Origin of the sequence: Micromonospora sp. CPCC 205739, from assembly GCF_036906795.1 — a bacterium.
In the GTDB taxonomy this organism is placed as follows: domain Bacteria; phylum Actinomycetota; class Actinomycetes; order Mycobacteriales; family Micromonosporaceae; genus Micromonospora.
Genome location: NZ_JBAKHS010000008.1, coordinates 200,162 through 219,901 on the forward strand (window position 1 = coordinate 200,162; position 19,740 = coordinate 219,901).

Genomic DNA, 19,740 nt, shown 5'->3' on the forward strand with positions numbered 1-19,740 from the left:
GTCGCGGGCCGGTCGGTCCGGTCGGTCCGGTCGCGGGCCGGTCGGTCCGGTCGGTCCGGTCGCGGGCCGGTCGGTCCGGTCGGTCCGGTCGCGGGCCGGTCGGTCCGGTCGCCCTGGGAGACATGTTCCTGGTGAGCGATATGCCTCTGAGTCATAAATATGCCTCAGAGGCATGTCGCTCACTGCGACATCGACCAGGCATGCACCACGGCGCGGCCTGGTCGGGCGGTACGTCAGACCAGGCCGGCGTCGCGCAGCAGCTTCCAGAGCCCGGCCCCGTCCGGCGCGGAGAGCCACTTCTGCCCCACCGGCCCCGAGGAGGAGGACTGGCCGGCCGGGGCGGGCAGGCTACCGGCCAGCACCGACTGGGTCGGCGAGAGGCGACGGATCGCCACCCCGGCGACGTTGTCCGGGTGGGCGGCGGCGAACTCGCGGTAGATCTCCTGGTCGTGCTGCCCGTCGTCGCCGATCAGCAGCCAGCGCACCTCCGGGAACTCCCGGGCCAGCCGGGCCAGGGTGGCCCGCTTGTGCTCCCGGCCGCTGCGGAACCACCGGTCCGCGGTCGGGCCCCAGTCGGTCAGCAGCAGCGGACCGGCCGGGTAGAGGTGCCGGGAGAGGAACCGGGTCAGCGTCGGCGCGACGTTCCACGCCCCGGTGGAGAGGTAGAAGACCGGCGCGCCCGGGTGGGCGGTGGCCAGCCGCTCGTAGAGCACCGCCATGCCGGGCACCGCGGCCCGGGCGTGCTCGTCCAGGACGAAGGTGTTCCAGGCGGCCAGCAGCGGCCGGGGCAGCGCGGTGACCATGACCGTGTCGTCGATGTCGGAGAGGATGCCGAAGCGGACCTCCGGGTCGAGGATCCGCACCAACGCCTCGGCCGGCTCGGCGTCGGCGACGCTGAGGCGTACCGACGACCAGCCGGGGGTGAAGTCGCCCTCGACGACGGTGTCGACGAAGCCGCTCCGGTCGGCCTGCGCCTCGTGGGTGACCCCACCCGCCTCGATGGTCACCTTGACGTGCTTCGCCGGCAGGGTGGTGAAGCTGCGCCAGCCGCGTACCTTGTCCAGCCGGCCCCGCTGCCGGGTGTCCGGACGGCCGAGCAGCACCCGGCAGAGCACCCGCGCCCAGCCCGGCGCGCCGTAGCCCGCGTACGCGACGATGTTGGCCTGCCAGCCGGTGCGCCGTAGGCGACGCTCCACCAGCTGGTGGACGGCGTCCTCGATCCGTGCGGCCCGGTGCAGATTCGGTACGGCCAGCTGGCCAGCGGGAGTGGGTGGCACGCTGCAACCCTGCCACACGTGGGCGGAAGCGGCCACGCGAGAGGTGCCGGGCTCCCCGGAACCGCCCCGGGCCTCCGTCACGGCGTGACACACTCCGGTCGGGACGACGACGGGGGCGTTGGTCGTGTCGACATCAGAACCGCAGGACCACGCGGGGCGTCCGCGGCTCGACCGGCCGGCGCTCGTCGCGCTGCTGCTCGGCGTGGCCGCGGTGGGCTACCGGCTGGTGCTGACCCTGCTGACCATTCCCCCCTCCAACAGCGACGAGGCGACCTTCGGCCTGGCCGCCGTGCACATCGCCGCCGGCCGGGAGCGCCCGGTGTTCCTCTACGGGCAGCACTACATGGGCATGGCCGAGGCGTACCTGGCGGCGCCGCTGGTGGCGCTGGCCGGGCCGAGCTGGCCGGTGCTGCGGCTGCCGCTGCTGGTGCTCTACGCCCTCTTCCTCTGGCTGGCGTACCGGCTGACCCGGCGGCTCTACTCGCCCTGGTTCGCCACCTTCGTGGTGGGCCTGCTGGCGCTCGGCACCGAACGGGTGGTCCGCGACCAGTTGACCGTGGTGGGCGGCCGGCCCGAGGTGAAACCGGCGGTGCTGGCGATGCTGCTGATCGCCGTGGCGCTGGCGCAGGGCCGGGTGCGCCGCCGGTGGGCCGCGATCGGCGCCGCCGGGCTGCTGGCCGGGCTGGCGCTTTGGTCGGACTGGCTGATCGTGCCGTACCTGGCGGTGGCCGGGCTGCTGCTGCTCTACGCCGCCCGCCGGGACCTGCTCGGCTGGCCGGGGCTGCTGCTGGTGGCCGGCTTCGTCGTCGGGGTGGCACCGATGATCTGGGACAACCTGGTGGCGCCGCCCGGCTCGGACTCGCTGTCGGTGCTGCGCGAGGTCAGCGCCACCGCCGGCCCGCCCCCGCCCTGGTCGGCGCGGGTGCGCGGCGGCCTGCTGGAGGGGGTGCCGCTGGCCACCGGGCTCTGCCCGATCACCGGCTGCGCCCGCTGGCAGGAGTGGTTCGGGTTGCTCTACCCGGTGCTGCTGGCGCTCGCCGCGCTGCTCGCGCTGGTCGCGTACCGCCGGACCGCCGGCCTGCCCACCGCCCGGCGGGTCCGGCCGGTCGCGCAGCTCACCCTGGTCGCCGGCGCGGCGCTGACCCTGCTCGCGTACGTCCGCAGTCCGCTCACCGTGACGGACCCGCTGGGCAACGCCCGCTACCTGTCGGTGCTGCAGATCTCCCTGCCCGCGGTGCTCTGGCCGCTCTGGGCGGCGGCGGTGGCCTGCTGGCGGGGCACGGTCGGTGCGGCGGGCCGGCTGGCCGGGGCGACCGCGACCGCCGCGCTGGCCGGGCTGACCGCCACCGCCGTGGTGGCCACCGGGCTCTTCCTGACCGGTACGAAGGCGGCCCAGGACGAGGAGCGGCAGGCGCGGGAACTGGCCGACGCGGTGCGCCGGACCGGGCTGCGCGAGGTGTACGGCGACTACTGGACCTGCAATCGGCTCACCTTCGCCACCGGCGAGCGGGTGGTCTGCGCGGTGCTCGACGGCGCGCTCACCCCCGGGCAGAACCGCTACCGGCCGTACTGGGAGCAGGTCGGCCGGGCGGAGCGGCCCGGGTACGTGGTGGAGGTCGGCTCCGCGGCGGAACGCCGGCTGCGCCGTCTGCTCCGCGAGCAGGCCGACGCCGCCGCCCTGGTGGAGGTCGCCGGATATCGCGTGTACCACCCGCCGACCGCCGTGCGGCCGTGGCGCTGAGCCCGGCCCGTACGCTGGCGGCGTGCTCATCCTGCTGCCGCCCTCCGAGGGGAAGGCCGACGCCGGCACGGGCCGGCGGCTCGACCTGACCCGGCTCTCCCTGCCCGAGCTGACTCCGGCCCGCCAGGAGGTGCTGGCCTCGTTGATCACGCTCAGCAGCGGCGACGAGGCGGCGGCGCTGGCCGCGCTCGGGCTCAGCGCCGGCCAGCGGGGCGAGCTGGCCCGCAACGCGCGGCTGGACCGGGCGGCCACCGCACCGGCGGGGCAGGTCTACACCGGGGTGCTCTACGAGGCGCTCGACCTGGCCTCGCTGCCGGCCCCGGCGCAGCGCGCGGCGCGCCGGACGGTGCTGATCAGCTCCGGCCTCTGGGGCGCGGTACGCCTCACCGACCGGATCCCGCCGTACCGCTGCCCGATCGGGGCGAAGCTGCCGGGGGTGGGGGCGCTGTCGGCGTACTGGCGGCAGGCCCTGGCCCCGGCGATGGCGGCGGCGGCCGGCGACGGGCCGGTGCTGGACCTGCGCTCCGGCGCGTACGCCGCCACCTGGACACCCCGCGGCGAGCTGGCCGGCCGGACGGTGACGGTGCGGGTGCTGCACGAGCGGGAGACGCCGGCCGGGCCGACCCGCAGCGTGGTCAGCCACTTCAACAAGGCGACCAAGGGTCGGCTGGTGCGCGACCTGCTTCTCGCCGGGGCCCGGCCACGCACCGCCACCGGGCTGGTCACCGCGCTGCGTGACCTCAAGTACACGGTCGAGGAGCAGCCGACCGCCGCCGGGCGCCCCCGGCAGCTCGACGTGGTGGTCACCGAACTCTAGCCAGCCGCAAGATTTCCTCAAGGCTGGGCCGGATCGGTGGAACCCGGCCGGTCGGCGGGTGACGGTAAGGGGACCCCGACGCCGACAAGGAGCGGTCCGATGGCCCCGCAACCCACCCTGCTCGACCGGCCCCGCGTTCCGCCGCCCCCGCCGCCGATGGACTGGCTGACCCTGGGCGACGCGTTCGAGGTGGCCTGCCTGGTCCGCTGCACACCCCCGCCGGCCGCCGTGCGCGGCCCGGTCGAGCCGTACCGTCCGGTGGCGGAGTTCAACCGGGAGGACGCCGCGCTGCGGATGCGGCAGCTGCTCAACCGGCTGGACGTGCCGGTGGAGCACGAGGTGGTCAGCGGCGGGCTGCGCCGCCGGTACGAACTGCACCGCCTGCACGTGCCCCGGGAACACCGGGCGGCGTACGCGGAGCTGCGCGAGTCGGGCTGGCGGCGGGGCCGCCGTGAGCTGCTGACCGGGCCGGCTCCCGGCGCGTCGACGGCGCGGGCGGCCTGGCGCTCCCGGCTGGCCGCGGCGGCCTGGCGGTCGGCGCTGCTGGCCGGCGGGCGGCACGTGCGCCGGCACATCCTGGGCATCCGGTTGACCGACCGGGAGCTGGCCGCCGTGCTGGTCCGCAGCGCGGCCCTGCTGGAGGTCCCGGCTCTGCTCCGGCCGGGGGCCGGCTGCTTCGTGGTCAGCGTCGCCGACGGCCCGGACCGGCTCAGGATCATGGACCGCGCGGCGCTCGCCCCGGCCCGCTGAGCCGGGTACCTCGACCACACGGGCTTGCGCCCGGGGCGGTGCGCGGCGCACAGTGCTGCCCGTGAGCCGTTGCTGGACCGCCACCGCCTGGCGGCGCGTCGCCGCCCCGGCGGCGCTGCTGATGCTGCTGGCCGTGTCGGCGACCGGGCTCGGCGCGTGCCGGGACACCCCGGCCGAGCCGGTGCCGATCCGGATCGCCACCGGCAGCCCGACCGCCGTCTACCATGCCTTCGGGCAGTCGCTGGCCGCCATCCTCAACCGCGAGCTGCCCGGCGTGCGCGCCAGCGTGGTGGTCACCGCCGCCTCCGCCGAGAACGTGCGGCTGGTCGGCGCGGGGGCGGCCGAACTCGGCTTCACCCAGGCCGACGTGCTGCCCACCGGGCCCGCCGCGCACCCGTCGACGGTCGCGGTGGCCCGGGTCTACGACGACCTGCTGCACCTGGTCACCACCGCCGGCGGCCCGGTCCGGACGGTGGCCGACCTGCGCGGCCGGCGGGTGTCGGTGGGCGCGGCGGGCTCCGGCACCGAGGTCACCGCGACCCGGCTGCTGGAGGTCGCCCGGCTCGGCGGCGACCGGGTACGCCAGGCGCACCTCAACCTGGACGACTCGGTGGCCGCGCTGCGGGCCGGCACGATCGACGCGTTCTTCTTCTCCGGCGGGCTGCCGGTGCGGGCGGTGGACGAACTGGCGGCCGACTCGGCCACCCGCATCGTCGACCTCGGCGAGTGGACCGAGCCGCTGCGCCGCAGCTACCGGGAGGTGTACGTGTCGCGGGACGTGCCGCGCTCGGTCTACCGCCTCGACCCGGTCACCACGGTCGCCAACCCGAACTACCTGATCGTCCGGGCGGACCTGCCGGAGCCGCTGGTCCGGGAGGTCACCCGGCTGCTGATGGAACGCCGGGCGGAACTGGCCGCCGCCCACCCGGCGGCCGGCCGGATGAGTCCCCGCTCGGCGATCGCCACCGCGCCGCTGCCGCTGCACCCGGGCGCGGCCGGCTGGTACCGCTCCGTCAAGCCCTGACCGGGGCGGACCCCGGCGGTCCGTCGACGCCGGCCGGTCCGGTGGCGGGCTCGGGGCCCGCCTGGCCCGGGACCACGGCGTCCGTCGGGCCCGTCTCGTCGGCGGCAACGTGGCCCTCGGGGGCCGGTGCGGCCTCCGCGTCACCCGTCGAGCCGTCCCAGGGCGCCGGGAACCACAGCTCCGCGACCAGGCCGCGCGGCTCGCCGGCGCGCATCGTCAGCCGCCCGTCGGAGGCGTCCACCAGCACCGCGACGATGGTCAGCCCCAGCCCCGCGCCGTCGATGTTCTGCGCGTCCGGCGCCCGCCAGAACCGCTCGGTGGCCTGGTCGAGCTGCCCCGGGGTCATGCCCGGCCCGGTGTCGCGCACCTCCAGGGCGGTGCCGCCGTCGGCGTACCGGACGGTCACGGTCACCTCTCCCCCGGCCCCGCTGAACTTCACCGCATTGTCGATCAGCGCGTCGAGGGCCTGGTCGACGGCGGTGGGCACGGTCCGGGCGTACGCCGGGCCGGTGGTGTGCAGCCGGAGGGCGACCGAGCGGTGCCGGGCCAGCGGCTCCCACGCGGCGACCCGTGAGGCGGCGACCTCCGCCGCGTCCACGGTCACCCGCTGGTTCTCCTCCCGCTCGGCGCGGGCCAGGGTGAGCAGGGCGTCGAGCACCAGCGCCAGCCGGTCGGTCTCCTCCAGGGCGAGCCGGTGCTCGGCCCGGCCGTCCGGGTCGGTCAGGCTCGGCCCCAGCTCCTCCACCCGCAGCCGCAGCGCGGTCAGCGGGTTGCGCAGCTGGTGGCTGGCGTGGGCCACGAACGCCCGCTGCCGGTCCATCACGTCGGAGACCGCGTCGGCCATGTTGTTGAAGCTGGCCGCGAGCCGGCGCAGCTCGGGCGGGCCCAGCCGGTGCTGCACCCGCGCACCCCCGTCGCCCTCGGCGATCTCGTGGGTCACCGCGTCCAGCTCGGTCACCGGTCGCAGCACCCAGCCGGCCAGCCCGAACGCGGTGGAGACGCAGGCCAGCACGGCGAGCAGGCCGATCCCGGCCAGCAGCAGCCACCAGACCGTCACCGTGCGGCGGACCTTGCCGGCCGGGGTGGCGGTCACCACCGCGCCGAGCACCTCACCGCCGTCGTTGATCGGCACCGCCACCAGCAGCGGGCCGTCCACCCACGGCCAGACCGCCTCCGGACCGCTGAACTGCTGGCCCGACAGCGCCGTGTCGCGCGCCGCCTCGGCGTCCCGGCCGCCGCGCCAGCCCGGCGAACCCACCACGGTACGGCCGTCCCGGTCCACCACCGCCGCGCCGATGCCGTACAGCTCCTCGTAGGCGGCCAGCTCGCCGCTGAGCGGCCCGGGTACGCCGCCGCGCAGCGCCGGCCCGGCCAGCGAGGCGAACCGGGTCGCGTCGGCGAGCCGGTCGGCGCGTACCCGGTCGGTCTCCCGGGAGGCGAGGGTGGCCGCCAGCGGGGTCTCCAACGCCAGCAGCACCAGCACCATCAGCAGCAGGTAGCTGGTGACCAGTCGACGACGCACCTGCCGCCCCTCACTCGCCGCGCAGCCGGTAGCCGACCCCGCGCACGGTCTCCACCAGGCGGGGCTCGCCCAGCTTGCCCCGCAGCGAGCCCACATGCACCTCGACGGTGTGCCGGTCGGCCCAGGTGGTGCCCCAGACGTCCAGCAGGATCCGGTCCCGGGGCACCGCGACGCCGGGCTGGCGGGCCAGCGACAGCAGGATGTCGAACTCCTTGCGGGTCAGCGCCACCGACCGGCCGTCGACGGTGACCGTACGGGCGGCGACGTCGATGCGCACCGCGCCGGCCTCGATCAGGCCCCGCTCCGGCACGGTGTGCGAGGCGCGGCGCAGCACCGCCTCGATCCGGGCCTGGAGCTCGACCATCGAGAACGGCTTCACCACGTAGTCGTCGGCGCCCAGCCGCAGGCCGAGCACCCGGTCGCGTTCCTCGCCCCGGGCGGTCACCGCGATGATGCCCAGTTGGCTGCTGCGCCGGCGCAGCTCCCGGCAGACCTCGGTGCCGTCCCCGTCGGGCAGCGTCAGGTCCAGCAGCACCAGGTCGCAGGGGGCGGCGGAGAGCGCCGCGGCGACGGTGGCGGCGTGCTCGACCTCGTACCCGCGCCGGGTCAGCGCCGAGGAGAGGGCGGCGGCCACCCGTCGGTCGTCCTCGACCAGCAGGATGCGCACCGGTGACCCCCATTCGTCGTACGGATGACGTGCGAATGGTGGCAGACGAGCGCGACGGGCGGGAGGCCCGGTCCGGCCGGTGGACCCGGCCGACCGGCCCCGGGGCGGGTGGAGCGGGTCGTACGCTGCCGTCATGATCTACAAACTGGTGACGGTCGACGAGTGGGCGCGGGCCGGTGTCGACGGGTACGTCCCCGCCTCCGCCCTGGACCGCCAGGACGGGTTCCTGCACTTCTCGGCGGCGGACCAGATCGTGGAGACCGCCCGGCGTCACTACGCCGGCGCCACCGGGCTGGCCCTGCTCACCGTCGACCCGCAGCGGCTCGGCGACGAGCTTCGCTGGGAGCCGTCGCGCGACGGCGCCCGGTTCCCGCACCTGTACGGCCGGCTGCCGCTGGCGGCGGTCACCGACGTCGCGGAGCTGCCGGCGGACGTGCCCGCCGCCGAGGCGGTGGCCGACCTGCTGCGCTGAGCGGGGACACGGCGAAGGGCCCGGGACGACGTGTCGTCCCGGGCCCCTGGTGCCGGTGGATCAGTGGCAGAGCCGGCCGATTTCCTCCTGGAACCGCTCCATCGGGTTGGCCTCGGCCGGGCCGAGCAGGTAGGTCTTCAGCTCGCGCCGGGCCTCGGTCATCGGGTCGTCGCCGGCCCGGGTGAGCGCGAGGATCTTCTCCAGCTCGCCGCAGTCGACCGAGAGCAGGTACGCCGCCCGCGAGGTCGGGAACTCCCGGCGGAACTCGTCCTCGGGCAGCCCGCTCGGGTTGGCCACCACGTACGGCCGCTGGCTCTGCACGAAGTCGGAGACCACGCTGGAGACGTCGCTGATCAGCAGGTCGGTCTGGTTGAAGCAGTCGAACAGCGCCGGCACGCGGCCGGTGACCACCCGGTGGCCGGGCCCGTCCAGCGAGGTGGCGTCGACATCGCCGCCGGCCGCCCGGACCAGCGCCACGATCCGCTCGTGCGCCGCCTTGGCCTCCTTGGACCGGGAGCCGGTCAGCGGGTGCGGCTTGTAGATCAGCCGGACCGCGGGCGAGGTGGCCAGCACGCCCTTGACGATCCGCTCCCCCATCAGCACCACGGAGGTGTGGTACGGGTCGTCCTCCAGCCAGCCCTCCCAGGTGGGGGCGTAGAGGACGGTGAACGGCCGGTCCTGCGCGGGCGCGCCGAAGGTGTGCACCCCGGCGAGCTGCGGACGTCCGATCTCGACGATGTCCTCGTCGCGCACGGCGACAGCGGCCCGGGCGTAGCGCTCGCGGCCGGCGAGGCCGGCGACCCACACCTCGTCGTACACCTTGCTGTACGGGTTGACGCTGGCCGCCTTGTCGCTGTCGCCGTGACCGACGAAGACGTGCTTCATGCCCGGCTCGCGGAGCATGTGGATGTTCGCGCCGACGTTGGCGGCGTAGAGCGCGGCGCGGACGCTGCCCAGTTCGAGGTTCATGAAGTCGACCCCGGCCGGTACGCAGACCACCGGCAGCCGGGTGTCGGCCAGCTCGAGGAAGGCCTCCTTGCTGCGCATCAGCACGATGCCGCGCTGGTTCAGCGCCTCGGTCGGGGCCAGCCACATGTTGGCCTGGTAGACGTCCTTGGCCGGGCCGGCGAAGTAGAGCGCCACCTCGGGCCGGTAGCTGTCCAGCCAGCGCTGCAGCACCGGCAGCACCGGGCTCTTGCCGGTGCCCCGGCCGCGCAGCCAGGTCAGCGCGATGATCCCGCCGACCGCCGCCGCCACGACGGCCGCCACCGCGCCGACCACCAGGACCGGGGCGGCGTCGTCGCGCACCGCGCTCACCACCGCGGCCGGGATCAGCAGCACGTTGACCACGGCCAGCGGAATGCCGGCCAGGTCGGCGGCCCACTGCGGCGGGCGGGGCGCGGACCGGATCGGGCCCAGCTCGATGTTGCGGACCAGCGCGGAGATCGGGTTCCGGCGGTCGATCATCGTGTTGAGCGCGCCGGAGAAGACCGCGGTCACCCACACCGCGGCCGGCAGGAGCAGCAGCCAGGTCAGCTCGGTCCCGGTCAGCCCGACCGTCGCGGCGACCAGCAGCACCGTGGCGAGGTCCCGGCTGAGCTGCCGGTAGCCGCGGTTGAGGCCGACCTTCTCCAGCAGCAGGTCCGACGGCGGCGACCACCGGGTGAGGGCGTACTCACCGACGACGGCGGCCAGCCCGGCCACGGCGAAGACCGGGACCCAGCCGAGGGCGCCCGCAACGAGCATGACCAGGTAGGACAGCACCAGCAGCGCGCCACGGGCGGCGACGCCGATGCGTTCCATTAACGTGCCGAACAACGAGTACGCTCCCTACGAGATCGATGACGGGCGATGCCCGTGGTCGTCGACGTCACGCCGCGACGTGGGTGGTTCCGCCGCGCCGTGTCCGGTTCGACCGGCTGCGGGTGACTGCGACCTTAACGCGAGTGGACGCCGAGGCGACGCTTGGGTGTCAACGCTGTTTCCGGGTCGTCCGTCCCCCGGCGCGGACGCCCGGCGCAGCCGGCCCACCCCGCAGGACGGGACGGCTGCGCCGGACCCGCGGTCTCAACTCCGGCGGAAGCAGGTCACCGCCCCCGGCCGCTTGCGCTTGGCGAACTCTTCGAAGCCCAGCTGTGGCGCGAGGTCGCGGGCGACCTGGTTCCCGGACCAGACGCAGATCGTGGTGACGTCCAGCCGCTCGATCGCCGCGGAGAGCTCGGGAACCGGCGCGAGCTCGGTGGCGCCGTTGGCGAGCGCGACCAGCTTCAACCGGTCCTGCACGAACTGCGACTTCATGTCGTAGTCCGGCAGGTAGCGGTCGTTCGGGCTGACCACCCGCATCCGACTGGTGACCATCGGGGCGGTGTGCATCAAGGTGGACGGGGCGAGCACCACGCCGTCGGGCCGGTCCAGGCGGGTCATCCAGAAGACGACCTGCTTGCGGGTCTCCGGCACCTTCCACACCGGCTCGTCGTGCACCGTCACGTAGCTCTTCGGCGACCACATGGGCGTGCCGAGGACGGCGAACCCGGCGACCAGGGCCACCGCGACGGCGGCGCTGCCGACGGCCCGCAGGCGCGGCAGGTCGACGGTGCAGAGCAGGCCGACGACCGCGGTGAGGGCGAACATCCACGGCACCCGCCACAGCACGACGCCGATGCCGGTCAGGCTGTTGATCACCTCGAGCACGCCCGGGACCAGGATCACGCTCATCGCCAGGGTGCTGCCGCCGACCATCAGCTGCGGGGTGCGCCGGCGGGCGATCAGCGGGCCGAGCCAGAGGGCCAGACCACCGATGACGCCGAGCACGCCGAACAGGAACGTGCGCCGGTAGGTGAGCTCGGCGTCGTAGAAGGCCGCCGCCGCGTTCTCGGTGATCGGGCCCGCGTTGAGCCGGGACCAGATCGTCGCGCCGACCGGGTAGAGCAGCGCGGCGGCACCGGCGAGCAGGGCGTCCCGCCACCGGCCCACCACCAGCATCGCGAACGCCGCGCCACCGACCAGCAGCGGCAGGATGATGGCTGAGGTGGTGGTGAGGCCGGTGGCCACGACGGACAGCGCGGCGATGAGGAACAGCCCTCGCTTCGACCGCGAGTCGAACCATTCCGTCAGGTACACCCACATCAGCGGCACAACCGCCGCCACGAACATGGTCTTGCCCTGGTGCAGCCGGGTCAGGTGGAAGGTGCCGAGGGCGGCGTCCTCGCCCGCGACCAGGTAGAGGTAGGCCACGGCCACGGTGAAGGCGAGCGGGGCACGGCGCGGCGCCCACCGGTGCACCAGTCGCCACAGGGCCAGCACGGCCAGCACCGCCATGGCGGGTGTCACGACGTACCAGGTCGCGGAGGAGGCGTGCAGGCCGAAGACATGCGCGAAGGCGCCGTAGAAGACCTCGATCGAGGGCACCGGCGGCTGGGCGTTCATCGCCGGCGCGACGCCGTCGGTGAACAGGAAGTCGCGCAACGGCACCTCGTCGCGTTCGGCGACCCAGACCGACTTGCCCATGAAGAACGCGTCGTCGACGGAGTTGCGCGCGAAGAAGAGCCCGGAGACCGCAGCCCCCACGGCGATGAGCAGGGCGTACGCCGACGCGAGCGGGGTGGGCGCGGCGCTCGGGGCCGCTGCCGGCGGGGTGGCCAGCCAGCGGCGCCGGGTCAGGAACAGCGCGCCGACCGCGGCGACCGCGCCGAGACCGCCCGGGATCCACCACGGGATGCCCGAGCCAGGGCCTTCCTTCTGGGCGGTCAGGCCCGCGGCGACGGCGGCGACGGCAGCGGTCGCGAGGACCCCGACGAGCAGGGGGCGCGGGTGCGCGGGAACCGCCGCGTCGGCGGCGGTTGCGTCTTCGGGCTCGGTGGCCGGCGCCGAGGCGGCCCGGCGGCGCCACCAGAGCCGGGCGACGAGAACGGCGACGCAGGTCGCCGCCCAGACCAGGAACGTGACCGACGGAGCCAGGTCGACGAGGAAGGCGAGGTGGTACAGCACGGTCCAGAGCGCGAACGCCACCACGCCCGCGTCGGTCAGCAGCACGGGTGCCGCAGCGACCAGGGACCGCAGTCGCGCCGAGGTGGACCGCGACTGTGCGGCGCCGGTCCGCCCGGACTCCGGCCGGCCGGCCTCCGGGCCGGAGCCGGCGGGCGCGACGGCGACGTGTTCGACGTGGGGCACGAATCGTCCTTGTCGTCGTACGGATGAAGATGGGGAGAAATGGGATGCACGGCCAGGTGTCGGAGCGGGCTCCGGCACGGCGGGGGCCAGCCTAGCGGAATCGGGCACGAGGTCACGTCCCCACCAGAGGTGGCGCCCGCCGGGTCAGCCGGACACCGGCGCCTCGCGCTGGCGGGGCAGCGTCGGTTCGGCGCCGAGGCCGGCCGCGACCGCCTCGACGAGGGTGTCGAGGTACGTGTCGGGGAGCGGGGTGCGGGCGATGGCGAGCCGCCAGTAGAGCGGCCCGACGATCAGGTCGACCGCGGCGTCCGGGTCGGTGCCGGCCGGCAGTTCCCCCCGCTCGACCGCCCGGCCGATGAGCTGGCCGCCGAGCTCCTGCTGCTTGGCTCGGAGCACCTGCTGCAGGGTCGCGTCGATGGTCGGGTTGCGGGCCGCCTCGGCGAGCAGGTCGGGGATGATCTGCGAGGCCAGCGGGTGGCTCAGCGCGTGCGCCACCAGCTGGAACAGCAGCGTCAGGTCGCCGCGGAGGGTGCCGGTGTCCAGCGCGGGCAGCTTGTTGCCGGCGGCGGAGACCACGGTCTCCAGGACGAGCTCGAGCTTGGAGCTCCACCGCCGGTAGATCGCCGTCTTGCTGACCCCGGCCCGGCGGGCGATCGCCTCGATGGAGAGCCGGCCGTAGCCGGCCGCGGCCAGCTCCTGCATCAGCGCGCGCCGGATGGCCTTGGTGATGTCGCCCCTCAGCACCGCGGCGCCGGCCGGCGTACGCCTCTTCTCGCTGGTCATCGGGGTCTCTCCGCACCTGTCACGTGGGCCAATGTAGCGCAACGACGGTACGGTTGCGTCCCGACGTGTTTTGGACTACCGTCCACGCAGCGACGAGGCGGCCTCCGCACACAGCTCCCCTTAAGATTCCATCGTCGCGCGCATCCCTTTGGCACGAAAGATCGGAGCGCCCTTCCATGGCCGACACCGCGCTGGTCGACCCCGAAACGGGCCTGACCCAGGCGCAGCTGGCCGCCCGGCACGGACTACGGGTCGCCGGTGAGCGCCCCTCCCTGGCCGAATACAGCCGCCGGCTGTGGTCCTACCGGCATTTCATCGCCGCGTACGCCAACGCCAAGCTCGTCGCCTCGTACAGCAACGCCAAGCTGGGTCAGATCTGGCAGGTGCTGACCCCGCTCACCAACGCCCTGGTCTACTACCTGATCTTCGGCGTGGTGCTGGCCCAGAACCAGATCCCGAACTTCATCGCGTACCTGACCACCGGGCTCTTCATCTTCAACTTCACCCAGAGCGCGGTGCTGGCCGGCACCCAGTCGATCAGCAGCAACCTCGGGCTGATCCGGGCGCTGCACTTCCCCCGGGCCAGCCTGCCGCTGGCCGCCACGGTCACCCAGTTCCAGCAGCTGCTGGCCTCGATGGTCGTGCTGATCGGGATCGTGCTGGCGACCGGCGAGCCGATCACCCTCAAGTGGTTGATGGTGGTCCCGGCGCTGCTGCTCCAGGCGGTCTTCAACGCCGGCATCGTGATGCTGGTCGCCCGGATGGGCTCGAAGGCCAGCGACCTGAAGCAGGTCATGCCCTTCATCCTGCGCACCTGGATGTACGGCTCCGGCGTCCTCTACAGCGTCAGCCTCTTCGAGCGGCTGCCGGGCTGGGCGACGACGGTGGTCCAGTTCAACCCGATGCTGGTCTACATCGAGCTGGCCCGCTACTCCCTCCTCGAGCGGGCGCCACTGCTCAACGAGTCGCTGGCCCAGCTCTGGCTGGTCGGCGCGGCGTGGGCGGTGCTGGCGGGTGTCGGGGGCTTCATCTACTTCTGGCGCGGCGAACAGGAGTACGGCCGTGGTTGACCAGTACGAGGCGTCCAACGACGTCACCGTCACGCTGCCCAGGCTGACGGAGCGGATCCCCACCGTGGTGGTGGACGACGCGCACGTGATCTACCGGGTACACAAGGGCGCCGGCGGGGGCAGCACCCCGGTGGCCGCGCTGCGACGCCTGGTCAAGCGCTCCTCCGCGCCCAACATCCAGGAGGTGCACGCGGTCAAGGGGGTCTCCTTCACCGCGTACCGGGGCGAGGCGATCGGACTGATCGGCAGCAACGGCTCCGGCAAGTCCACCCTGCTGCGCACCATCGCCGGCCTGCTGCCGGTGAACCGGGGCGCGGTCTACACGCAGGGCCAGCCCTCGCTGCTCGGCGTGAACGCCGCCCTGCTCAACGACCTCTCCGGCGAGCGGAACGTCACGCTCGGCTGCCTGGCCATGGGCATGCACCCGGACGTCGTGGCCCGGCTGGCCCCGGAGATCATCGAGTTCTCCGGGATCAACCAGCGGGGCGACTTCGCCAGCCTGCCGATGCGGACGTACTCCTCCGGCATGGCGGCCCGGCTGCGCTTCTCCATCGCCGCGGCCAAGAAGCACGACGTGCTGCTGATCGACGAGGCGCTCGCGACCGGCGACAAGGGCTTCCGCAAGCGCAGCGAGCAGCGGGTCCGCGAGCTGCGCGAGGGCGCCGGCACGGTGTTCCTGGTGAGCCACCAGCTCTCCTCGATCCGGGACACCTGCGAACGGACCATCTGGCTGGAATCGGGCGTACTGCGGATGGACGGGCCGACCGACGAGGTCATCCGGGCATACGAGGCGTTCTCCAACGGCAAGTAGCGAAACCGCACGGCACCGACACGGTGCCGGAGGGCCGCGTCGCCCCGTTGGGGCGGCGCGGTCCGCGCGTTAAGGTTCAACCCGTCGCCACTCGGGCGAAATCTTTCATTCAGGCATCCCTGGAAGTGAGGATCGGCAATGACGCAGGACCACACCACTGGCCCGGACGCCGCACCGGAGACCCCGGCGCCATGGCGGCCCTCGCGGACGGTGGCGGTGGTGCTGGCCGGTGGCACCGGGACCCGGCTCGGCCTGGGCATCCCGAAGCAGCTGCTGAAGATCGCCGGTAAGCCGATCATCGAGCACACCCTGGCCGTCTTCGAGGCCGCGCCGGAGATCGACGAGATCATCGTGCTGATGGCCACCGGCCACGTCGCCGACGCCCAGCAGATCGTCGACAAGGCCGGCTTCCGCAAGGTCAGCAAGGTGATCGAGGGCGGCGACACCCGCAACGCCACCACCCGGATCGCGCTGGACGCGGTGGGTGAGGGCGACGTCAACATCCTCTTCCACGACGCGGTCCGGCCCCTGGTCAGCGCCCGCATCGTGCGCGAGTGCGTGAACGCGCTGTGGACCTACGCCGCGGTCGACGTGGCGATCCCCTCGGCCGACACGATCATCCAGGTCGACGAGAACGAGTGCATCACCGACATCCCGGTCCGCGCCACGCTGCGCCGCGGCCAGACCCCGCAGGCGTTCCGCTCCGGCACCATCCGGGAGGCGTACCGGCGGGCCGAGGGTGACCCGGACTTCGCCGCCACCGACGACTGCGGCGTGGTGCTGCGGTACCTGCCCGGCACGCCGATCAAGGTGATCGACGGCTCGGACGAGAACATCAAGGTCACCCACCCGGTCGACGTGCACCTGGCGGACAAGCTCTTCCAGCTCGCCGCCGCCCAGGCGCCCCGGCTGACCGACCACCGCAGCTACACCGAGGAGCTGACCGGCCGCACGATCGTCATCTTCGGCGGCAGCTACGGCATCGGCCACGACCTGGCCGAGCTGGCCCGCCGCTACGGCGCCCAGGTCTTCCCGTTCAGCCGCTCCTCCACCGGCACCCACGTCGAGCGCGCCGAGGACGTCGAGGCCGCGCTCAAGACCGCCTTCGAGGCCACCGGCCGGATCGACCACGTGGTGGTCACCGCCGGCATCCTGGAGAAGGGCTCGCTGGCCGAGATGGAGCAGGAGGCGATGGACCGGGTGCTCCAGGTCAACTTCGTCGGCCCGGTCATCGCCGCCCGGCAGTCCCTGCCGTACCTGCAGCAGACCAAGGGTCAGCTGCTGCTCTACACCTCCAGCTCCTACACCCGGGGCCGGGCCCAGTACGCCCTCTACTCCTCCACCAAGGCCGCCCTGGTCAACCTGACCCAGGCCCTGGCCGACGAGTGGGCCGAGTTCGGGGTGCGGGTCAACTGCATCAACCCGGAGCGCACCGCGACCCCGATGCGGACCAAGGCCTTCGGCGAGGAGCCGGAGCACACCCTGCTCGCCGCCGAGACGGTGGCCCAGTCCTCGCTGGACGTGCTGATCTCCGACCTGACCGGCCAGGTGATCGACGTACGTCGGGCGCCGGGCGAGCCGGCCCCGGTGCCGGCGCAGCCCACCGCCGCCGACCAGGACCGGGTGGCCAGCGGCGTCGACGCCGGCTGACCTCGACCGCGGAGACGAGTGCGCGACATGCGTGGTGACCTGGTCAGGAAACTGATCGCACGAGGCCTGACCACCGGTCTGGCCGTGGTCGCGTTCCTGGTGGTGGCGCTGACCGGCGCCACCGCCTGGGGGCTGGCGCTGGCGGTGGCCGCGCTCGTCGCGGCCGCGGCGGAACGCCGGGTCCGGCCGGGCGCCGACATCAGCGCCGAGTCGGTGCTGCTCGCCGCCGGCATCCTGGTCGGGTACGCCCGCCGCCTCGACGGCGGCTTCGACCCGGCGCTGGCGCTGACCGCGCTGGTGCTGCTCGGCCTGGTGCTGCTGGTGGGGCCGCTGCGCGACGCCGGCAACCTGGAGATCCGGGCGGCGAACCTGCCGGTGCGCACCTGGACCCCGCTGGTCGCCGCGCGTCTCGGTGGCGCGCTGCTGGCGCTGCTCGGGGTGGCGGCGGTGGCCGCCGCCCTCACCCTGCCCGCCCTCGTCGCGCTGGCCGCCAGCCTGCTGGTGGCCGGCGCGTGCGCGGCGGTCGGGCTCGACCTGGCCCGCCGGCGGTTCCGGCCGGCGGCGGGGGGTGGCCCGGTGGCCCGGGCGCTGCGCGCGCACCAGCCGGAGTTCCTGCTCTACTTCTCCGCGCCCCCCGGCTCGGAGTACCAGGTCACCATGTGGCTGCCGTACCTGGAGCGGCTCGGGCGGCCGTTCGTGGTGCTGCTGCGGGAACCGGAGTTCCTGCCGACCATCGCCGCCGCCACCAGCGCGCCGGTGGTCTACTGCCCCACGCTCAAGGCGATGGACGAGGCGCTGGTGCCGAGCCTGCGGGTGGCGTTCTACGTCAACCACGGCGCGAAGAACAGCCACTGCATCCGGTTCTCCCAGCTCACCCACGTGCAGCTGCACCACGGTGACAGCGACAAGGCGCCGAGCGCCAACCCGGTCTCGGCGATCTTCGACCGGATCTTCGTGGCCGGTCCGGCCGCCGTCGAGCGGTACGCCCGCGCCGGGGTGGAGATCCCGGCGGAGAAGTTCGTCGTGGTCGGCCGCCCGCAGGTCGAGGCGATCGAGGTACGCACCGAGCCGGTCACCGGCCTGCCGCATCCCACGGTGCTCTACACGCCGACCTGGACGGGGCACCACGCCGACGCCAACTACTGCTCGCTGCCGGTCGCGGAGACGCTGCTGCGCCGGCTGCTGGACCGGGGCGCAACGGTGATCCTGCGGGCCCACCCGTACACCTCGCAGAACCCGGCCTCGGCGCGGCAGCTGGCGCGGTTGACCGAGCTGCTGGCGGCCGACCGCACCCGCACCGGCCGGCAGCACCTCTGGGGCGCCGCCGCGAGCCGGGAGCTGTCCCTGGTCGACTGCGTCAACCGGGCCGACGCGCTGGTCTCCGACGTCTCCGGGGTGATCTCCGACTTCCTGTACTCGGGCAAGCCGTACGCGGTGACCGACATGGGCGTGGACGGAGACGACTTCGTGGCGCGGTTCCCCCTCGCCGGCTCCGGCTACGTGCTGCGGCGGGACATGTCCAACGTGGACGAGGTGCTGACCGGGCTGCTGGACACCGATCCGCTGGCCTCGGCCCGGTGGGAGACCCGCCGCCGCTACCTGGGCGATTTCCCGGCCGACTCGTACGCCGACGGGTTCCTCGACGCGGCCCGGCGCGAGCTGGAGCCGGGCTGGAACCCGCCGGTGCCGCGCGCGTCGCAGGCCGGCACGCGCGGCGACGCGGCCGTTTCCCGCACCGCCTGAATCCCCGCACCCGACGCCCCGCGCCGCCCCGGCGGCGCGGGGCGTCGCGCTGTCCGCGCTGGTCACGGGCACTCCGAACGGGCCGCGCGGCGACGCGCACGGCGAAAGTTATTTACAACTTCTCACCATTGTAAATATTTATTGCCGTCAGCATACTGGCAGCCGGGCGCGCGATCGACCGGCGGCGGCACGGCCACCGGCGACCGCGCACCGGCGACGCGGCGCGCCCCGACGCCGCTCGCCTCCCTCCGTCCCCCGGGAGTGCGCACATGCCATCACCCCTCCGCCGCGTCGCCGGCTGGCTCGGCGCGGCGTCCCTCGCCGTCCTGACCATGCTGGCCGCGCCGAGCGCGGCCCACGCCGCCACCCCCAACTGGCCGACGCTGAGCACCGGCACCGGCGGCGCCAACGTCAGCACCGCCCAGTTCCTGCTCCGGCACCACGGCCGGACGCTCACCGTCGACGGGTACTACAGCGCCGGCACCGCCGCCGCGACCAGCTCCTTCCAGTCCGCCAACGGGCTGGCGGCCGACGGGATCGTCGGGCCGCTGACCTGGGGCAAGCTGGTGGTCACCCTGGACGTCGGCGCGAACAACAACGCCGTACGGGCGTTGCAGACGGCGCTGAACAAGTACGGCTACGGCCTCACCGTCGACGGCGTGTGGGGCGCCTCGACCACCACCGCGGTCTCCGCCTTCAAGTCCGGCCGGGGGCTCACCGGCGGCACCACCGTCGGCGCCACCACCTGGCAGTGGCTGGTCGGCGGCGGTGGGGGCGGCGGCACCTGGGCGCCGGTCATCGACCGGTCGGTGCTGCCCCGCTCCGAGTACGACGACCCGCACCACGACTACCCCGCGATCGACCTGCCCACCGAGACCGGGGTGACCACGTACGCGATCACCGCCGGCACCGTGTCCCACGCCGGCGGCAGCTGCGGCTACGGCGTCGGGATCACCGGCGACGACGGCGCGTACTACCTGTTCTGCCACCTGTCGTCGCGCTCGGTCGCCGCCGGCGCGCGGGTCAGCGCCGGGCAGATCATCGGGTACACCGGCGCCACCGGCAACGTGACCGGACCGCACCTGCACATCGAGGTCCGGGTCGGCGGCGTCAACCGGTGCCCGCAGCGGTTGCTGCTGGCCATCTACGACGGCGCGACGGTGCCGGCCGCGGCCAGCCTGCCCAGCAGCGGCTGCAGCTACTGAGCGACCCGGGGGCGGGCGGTCGGGCCAGGGCCCGGCCG

Annotated in this window: 15 protein-coding genes and 1 pseudogene; 10 read left to right on the forward strand and 6 right to left on the reverse strand. The window is 74.1% G+C overall.

The features are described 5' to 3' along the window. Nucleotides 1-233 precede the first annotated feature (233 nt). Nucleotides 234-1,277 (reverse strand): App1 family protein, encoded by a 1,044-nt coding sequence (locus V6U88_RS14805; RefSeq protein ID WP_334453368.1) that lies wholly within the window; start codon nucleotides 1,275-1,277, stop codon nucleotides 234-236. A gap of 118 nt (nucleotides 1,278-1,395) precedes the next feature. Here V6U88_RS14805 and V6U88_RS14810 point away from each other — a divergent pair, with 118 nt between their 5' ends. The 4 genes from V6U88_RS14810 to V6U88_RS14825 all read left to right on the forward strand — a co-directional run bounded on the left by V6U88_RS14810 (nucleotide 1,396) and on the right by V6U88_RS14825 (nucleotide 5,609). Further along, nucleotides 1,396-3,018, forward strand: coding sequence for a hypothetical protein (locus V6U88_RS14810; protein ID WP_442934631.1), 1,623 nt, complete (start codon nucleotides 1,396-1,398; stop codon nucleotides 3,016-3,018). A 22-nt stretch (nucleotides 3,019-3,040) separates the two neighbouring features. Beyond that, on the forward strand, nucleotides 3,041-3,835 hold the full coding sequence (gene yaaA / locus V6U88_RS14815; RefSeq protein WP_334453372.1) for a peroxide stress protein YaaA: 795 nt from the start codon (nucleotides 3,041-3,043) through the stop codon (nucleotides 3,833-3,835). Nucleotides 3,836-3,934: 99 nt separating this feature from the next. Then, entirely contained in the window at nucleotides 3,935-4,585 is a 651-nt protein-coding gene (locus tag V6U88_RS14820) for a hypothetical protein (protein WP_334453374.1), read from the forward strand. A gap of 121 nt (nucleotides 4,586-4,706) precedes the next feature. Beyond that, nucleotides 4,707-5,609 (forward strand): TAXI family TRAP transporter solute-binding subunit, encoded by a 903-nt coding sequence (locus tag V6U88_RS14825; RefSeq protein WP_334453511.1) that lies wholly within the window; start codon nucleotides 4,707-4,709, stop codon nucleotides 5,607-5,609. Nucleotides 5,610-5,748: 139 nt separating this feature from the next. Here V6U88_RS14825 and V6U88_RS14830 read toward each other — a convergent pair. Together V6U88_RS14830 and V6U88_RS14835 are read right to left on the reverse strand one after the other, a co-directional pair. Further along, nucleotides 5,749-7,131 (reverse strand): annotated as a pseudogene (locus tag V6U88_RS14830) (sensor histidine kinase); the annotation flags it as partial. A 10-nt stretch (nucleotides 7,132-7,141) separates the two neighbouring features. Then, entirely contained in the window at nucleotides 7,142-7,798 is a 657-nt protein-coding gene (locus V6U88_RS14835) for a response regulator transcription factor (protein WP_334453376.1), read from the reverse strand. A 133-nt stretch (nucleotides 7,799-7,931) separates the two neighbouring features. On the opposite strand from V6U88_RS14835, the gene V6U88_RS14840 reads away from it, so the two are divergent. Then, the gene (locus V6U88_RS14840) at nucleotides 7,932-8,270 is read left to right on the forward strand and encodes a DUF952 domain-containing protein (RefSeq protein ID WP_334453378.1); all 339 of its coding nucleotides are present in this window, start codon (nucleotides 7,932-7,934) and stop codon (nucleotides 8,268-8,270) included. A gap of 60 nt (nucleotides 8,271-8,330) precedes the next feature. On the opposite strand, the gene V6U88_RS14845 is transcribed toward V6U88_RS14840, so the two are convergent. The 3 genes from V6U88_RS14845 to V6U88_RS14855 all read right to left on the reverse strand — a co-directional run bounded on the left by V6U88_RS14845 (nucleotide 8,331) and on the right by V6U88_RS14855 (nucleotide 13,223). Beyond that, nucleotides 8,331-10,088 (reverse strand): CDP-glycerol glycerophosphotransferase family protein, encoded by a 1,758-nt coding sequence (locus tag V6U88_RS14845; RefSeq protein WP_334453380.1) that lies wholly within the window; start codon nucleotides 10,086-10,088, stop codon nucleotides 8,331-8,333. Between the two features lie 249 nt (nucleotides 10,089-10,337). Then, nucleotides 10,338-12,440, reverse strand: a complete 2,103-nt coding sequence (locus tag V6U88_RS14850; RefSeq protein WP_334453382.1) for a DUF6077 domain-containing protein — start codon at nucleotides 12,438-12,440, stop codon at nucleotides 10,338-10,340. A gap of 144 nt (nucleotides 12,441-12,584) precedes the next feature. Beyond that, nucleotides 12,585-13,223: a TetR/AcrR family transcriptional regulator gene (locus tag V6U88_RS14855; protein WP_334453384.1), complete on the reverse strand. Its 639-nt coding sequence runs from the start codon at nucleotides 13,221-13,223 to the stop codon at nucleotides 12,585-12,587. Between the two features lie 176 nt (nucleotides 13,224-13,399). Between V6U88_RS14855 and V6U88_RS14860 the strand changes: the two genes are divergently transcribed. The 5 genes from V6U88_RS14860 (at nucleotide 13,400) to V6U88_RS14880 (ending at nucleotide 19,702) form a co-directional block, all read left to right on the forward strand. Further along, entirely contained in the window at nucleotides 13,400-14,293 is an 894-nt protein-coding gene (locus tag V6U88_RS14860) for an ABC transporter permease (protein WP_334453387.1), read from the forward strand. After that, a complete protein-coding gene (locus V6U88_RS14865) occupies nucleotides 14,286-15,104 on the forward strand; it encodes an ABC transporter ATP-binding protein (protein WP_334453389.1) in 819 nt (272 codons plus the stop codon). The genes V6U88_RS14860 and V6U88_RS14865 overlap by 8 nt, the downstream gene beginning before the upstream one ends. Nucleotides 15,105-15,242: 138 nt before the next feature. Continuing rightward, nucleotides 15,243-16,754, forward strand: a complete 1,512-nt coding sequence (locus tag V6U88_RS14870; protein WP_334453391.1) for a bifunctional cytidylyltransferase/SDR family oxidoreductase — start codon at nucleotides 15,243-15,245, stop codon at nucleotides 16,752-16,754. Nucleotides 16,755-16,781: 27 nt separating this feature from the next. After that, on the forward strand, nucleotides 16,782-18,497 hold the full coding sequence (locus V6U88_RS14875; protein ID WP_334453512.1) for a CDP-glycerol glycerophosphotransferase family protein: 1,716 nt from the start codon (nucleotides 16,782-16,784) through the stop codon (nucleotides 18,495-18,497). A 269-nt stretch (nucleotides 18,498-18,766) separates the two neighbouring features. Beyond that, nucleotides 18,767-19,702: a peptidoglycan-binding protein gene (locus V6U88_RS14880; RefSeq protein WP_334453394.1), complete on the forward strand. Its 936-nt coding sequence runs from the start codon at nucleotides 18,767-18,769 to the stop codon at nucleotides 19,700-19,702. Nucleotides 19,703-19,740 lie beyond the last annotated feature (38 nt).

Bases quoted from the DNA above. Each gene is read 5' to 3' on its own strand.
- V6U88_RS14880 (WP_334453394.1), top strand. From the start codon at position 18,767: ATGCCATCACCCCTCCGCCGCGTCGCCGGCTGGCTCGGCGCGGCGTCC.
- V6U88_RS14860 (WP_334453387.1), top strand. From the start codon at position 13,400: ATGGCCGACACCGCGCTGGTCGACCCCGAAACGGGCCTGACCCAGGCG.
- V6U88_RS14875 (WP_334453512.1), top strand. From the start codon at position 16,782: ATGCGTGGTGACCTGGTCAGGAAACTGATCGCACGAGGCCTGACCACC.
- V6U88_RS14840 (WP_334453378.1), top strand. From the start codon at position 7,932: ATGATCTACAAACTGGTGACGGTCGACGAGTGGGCGCGGGCCGGTGTC.
- V6U88_RS14870 (WP_334453391.1), top strand. From the start codon at position 15,243: ATGACGCAGGACCACACCACTGGCCCGGACGCCGCACCGGAGACCCCG.
- V6U88_RS14820 (WP_334453374.1), top strand. From the start codon at position 3,935: ATGGCCCCGCAACCCACCCTGCTCGACCGGCCCCGCGTTCCGCCGCCC.
- V6U88_RS14855 (WP_334453384.1), bottom strand. From the start codon at position 13,223: ATGACCAGCGAGAAGAGGCGTACGCCGGCCGGCGCCGCGGTGCTGAGG.
- V6U88_RS14825 (WP_334453511.1), top strand. From the start codon at position 4,707: ATGCTGCTGGCCGTGTCGGCGACCGGGCTCGGCGCGTGCCGGGACACC.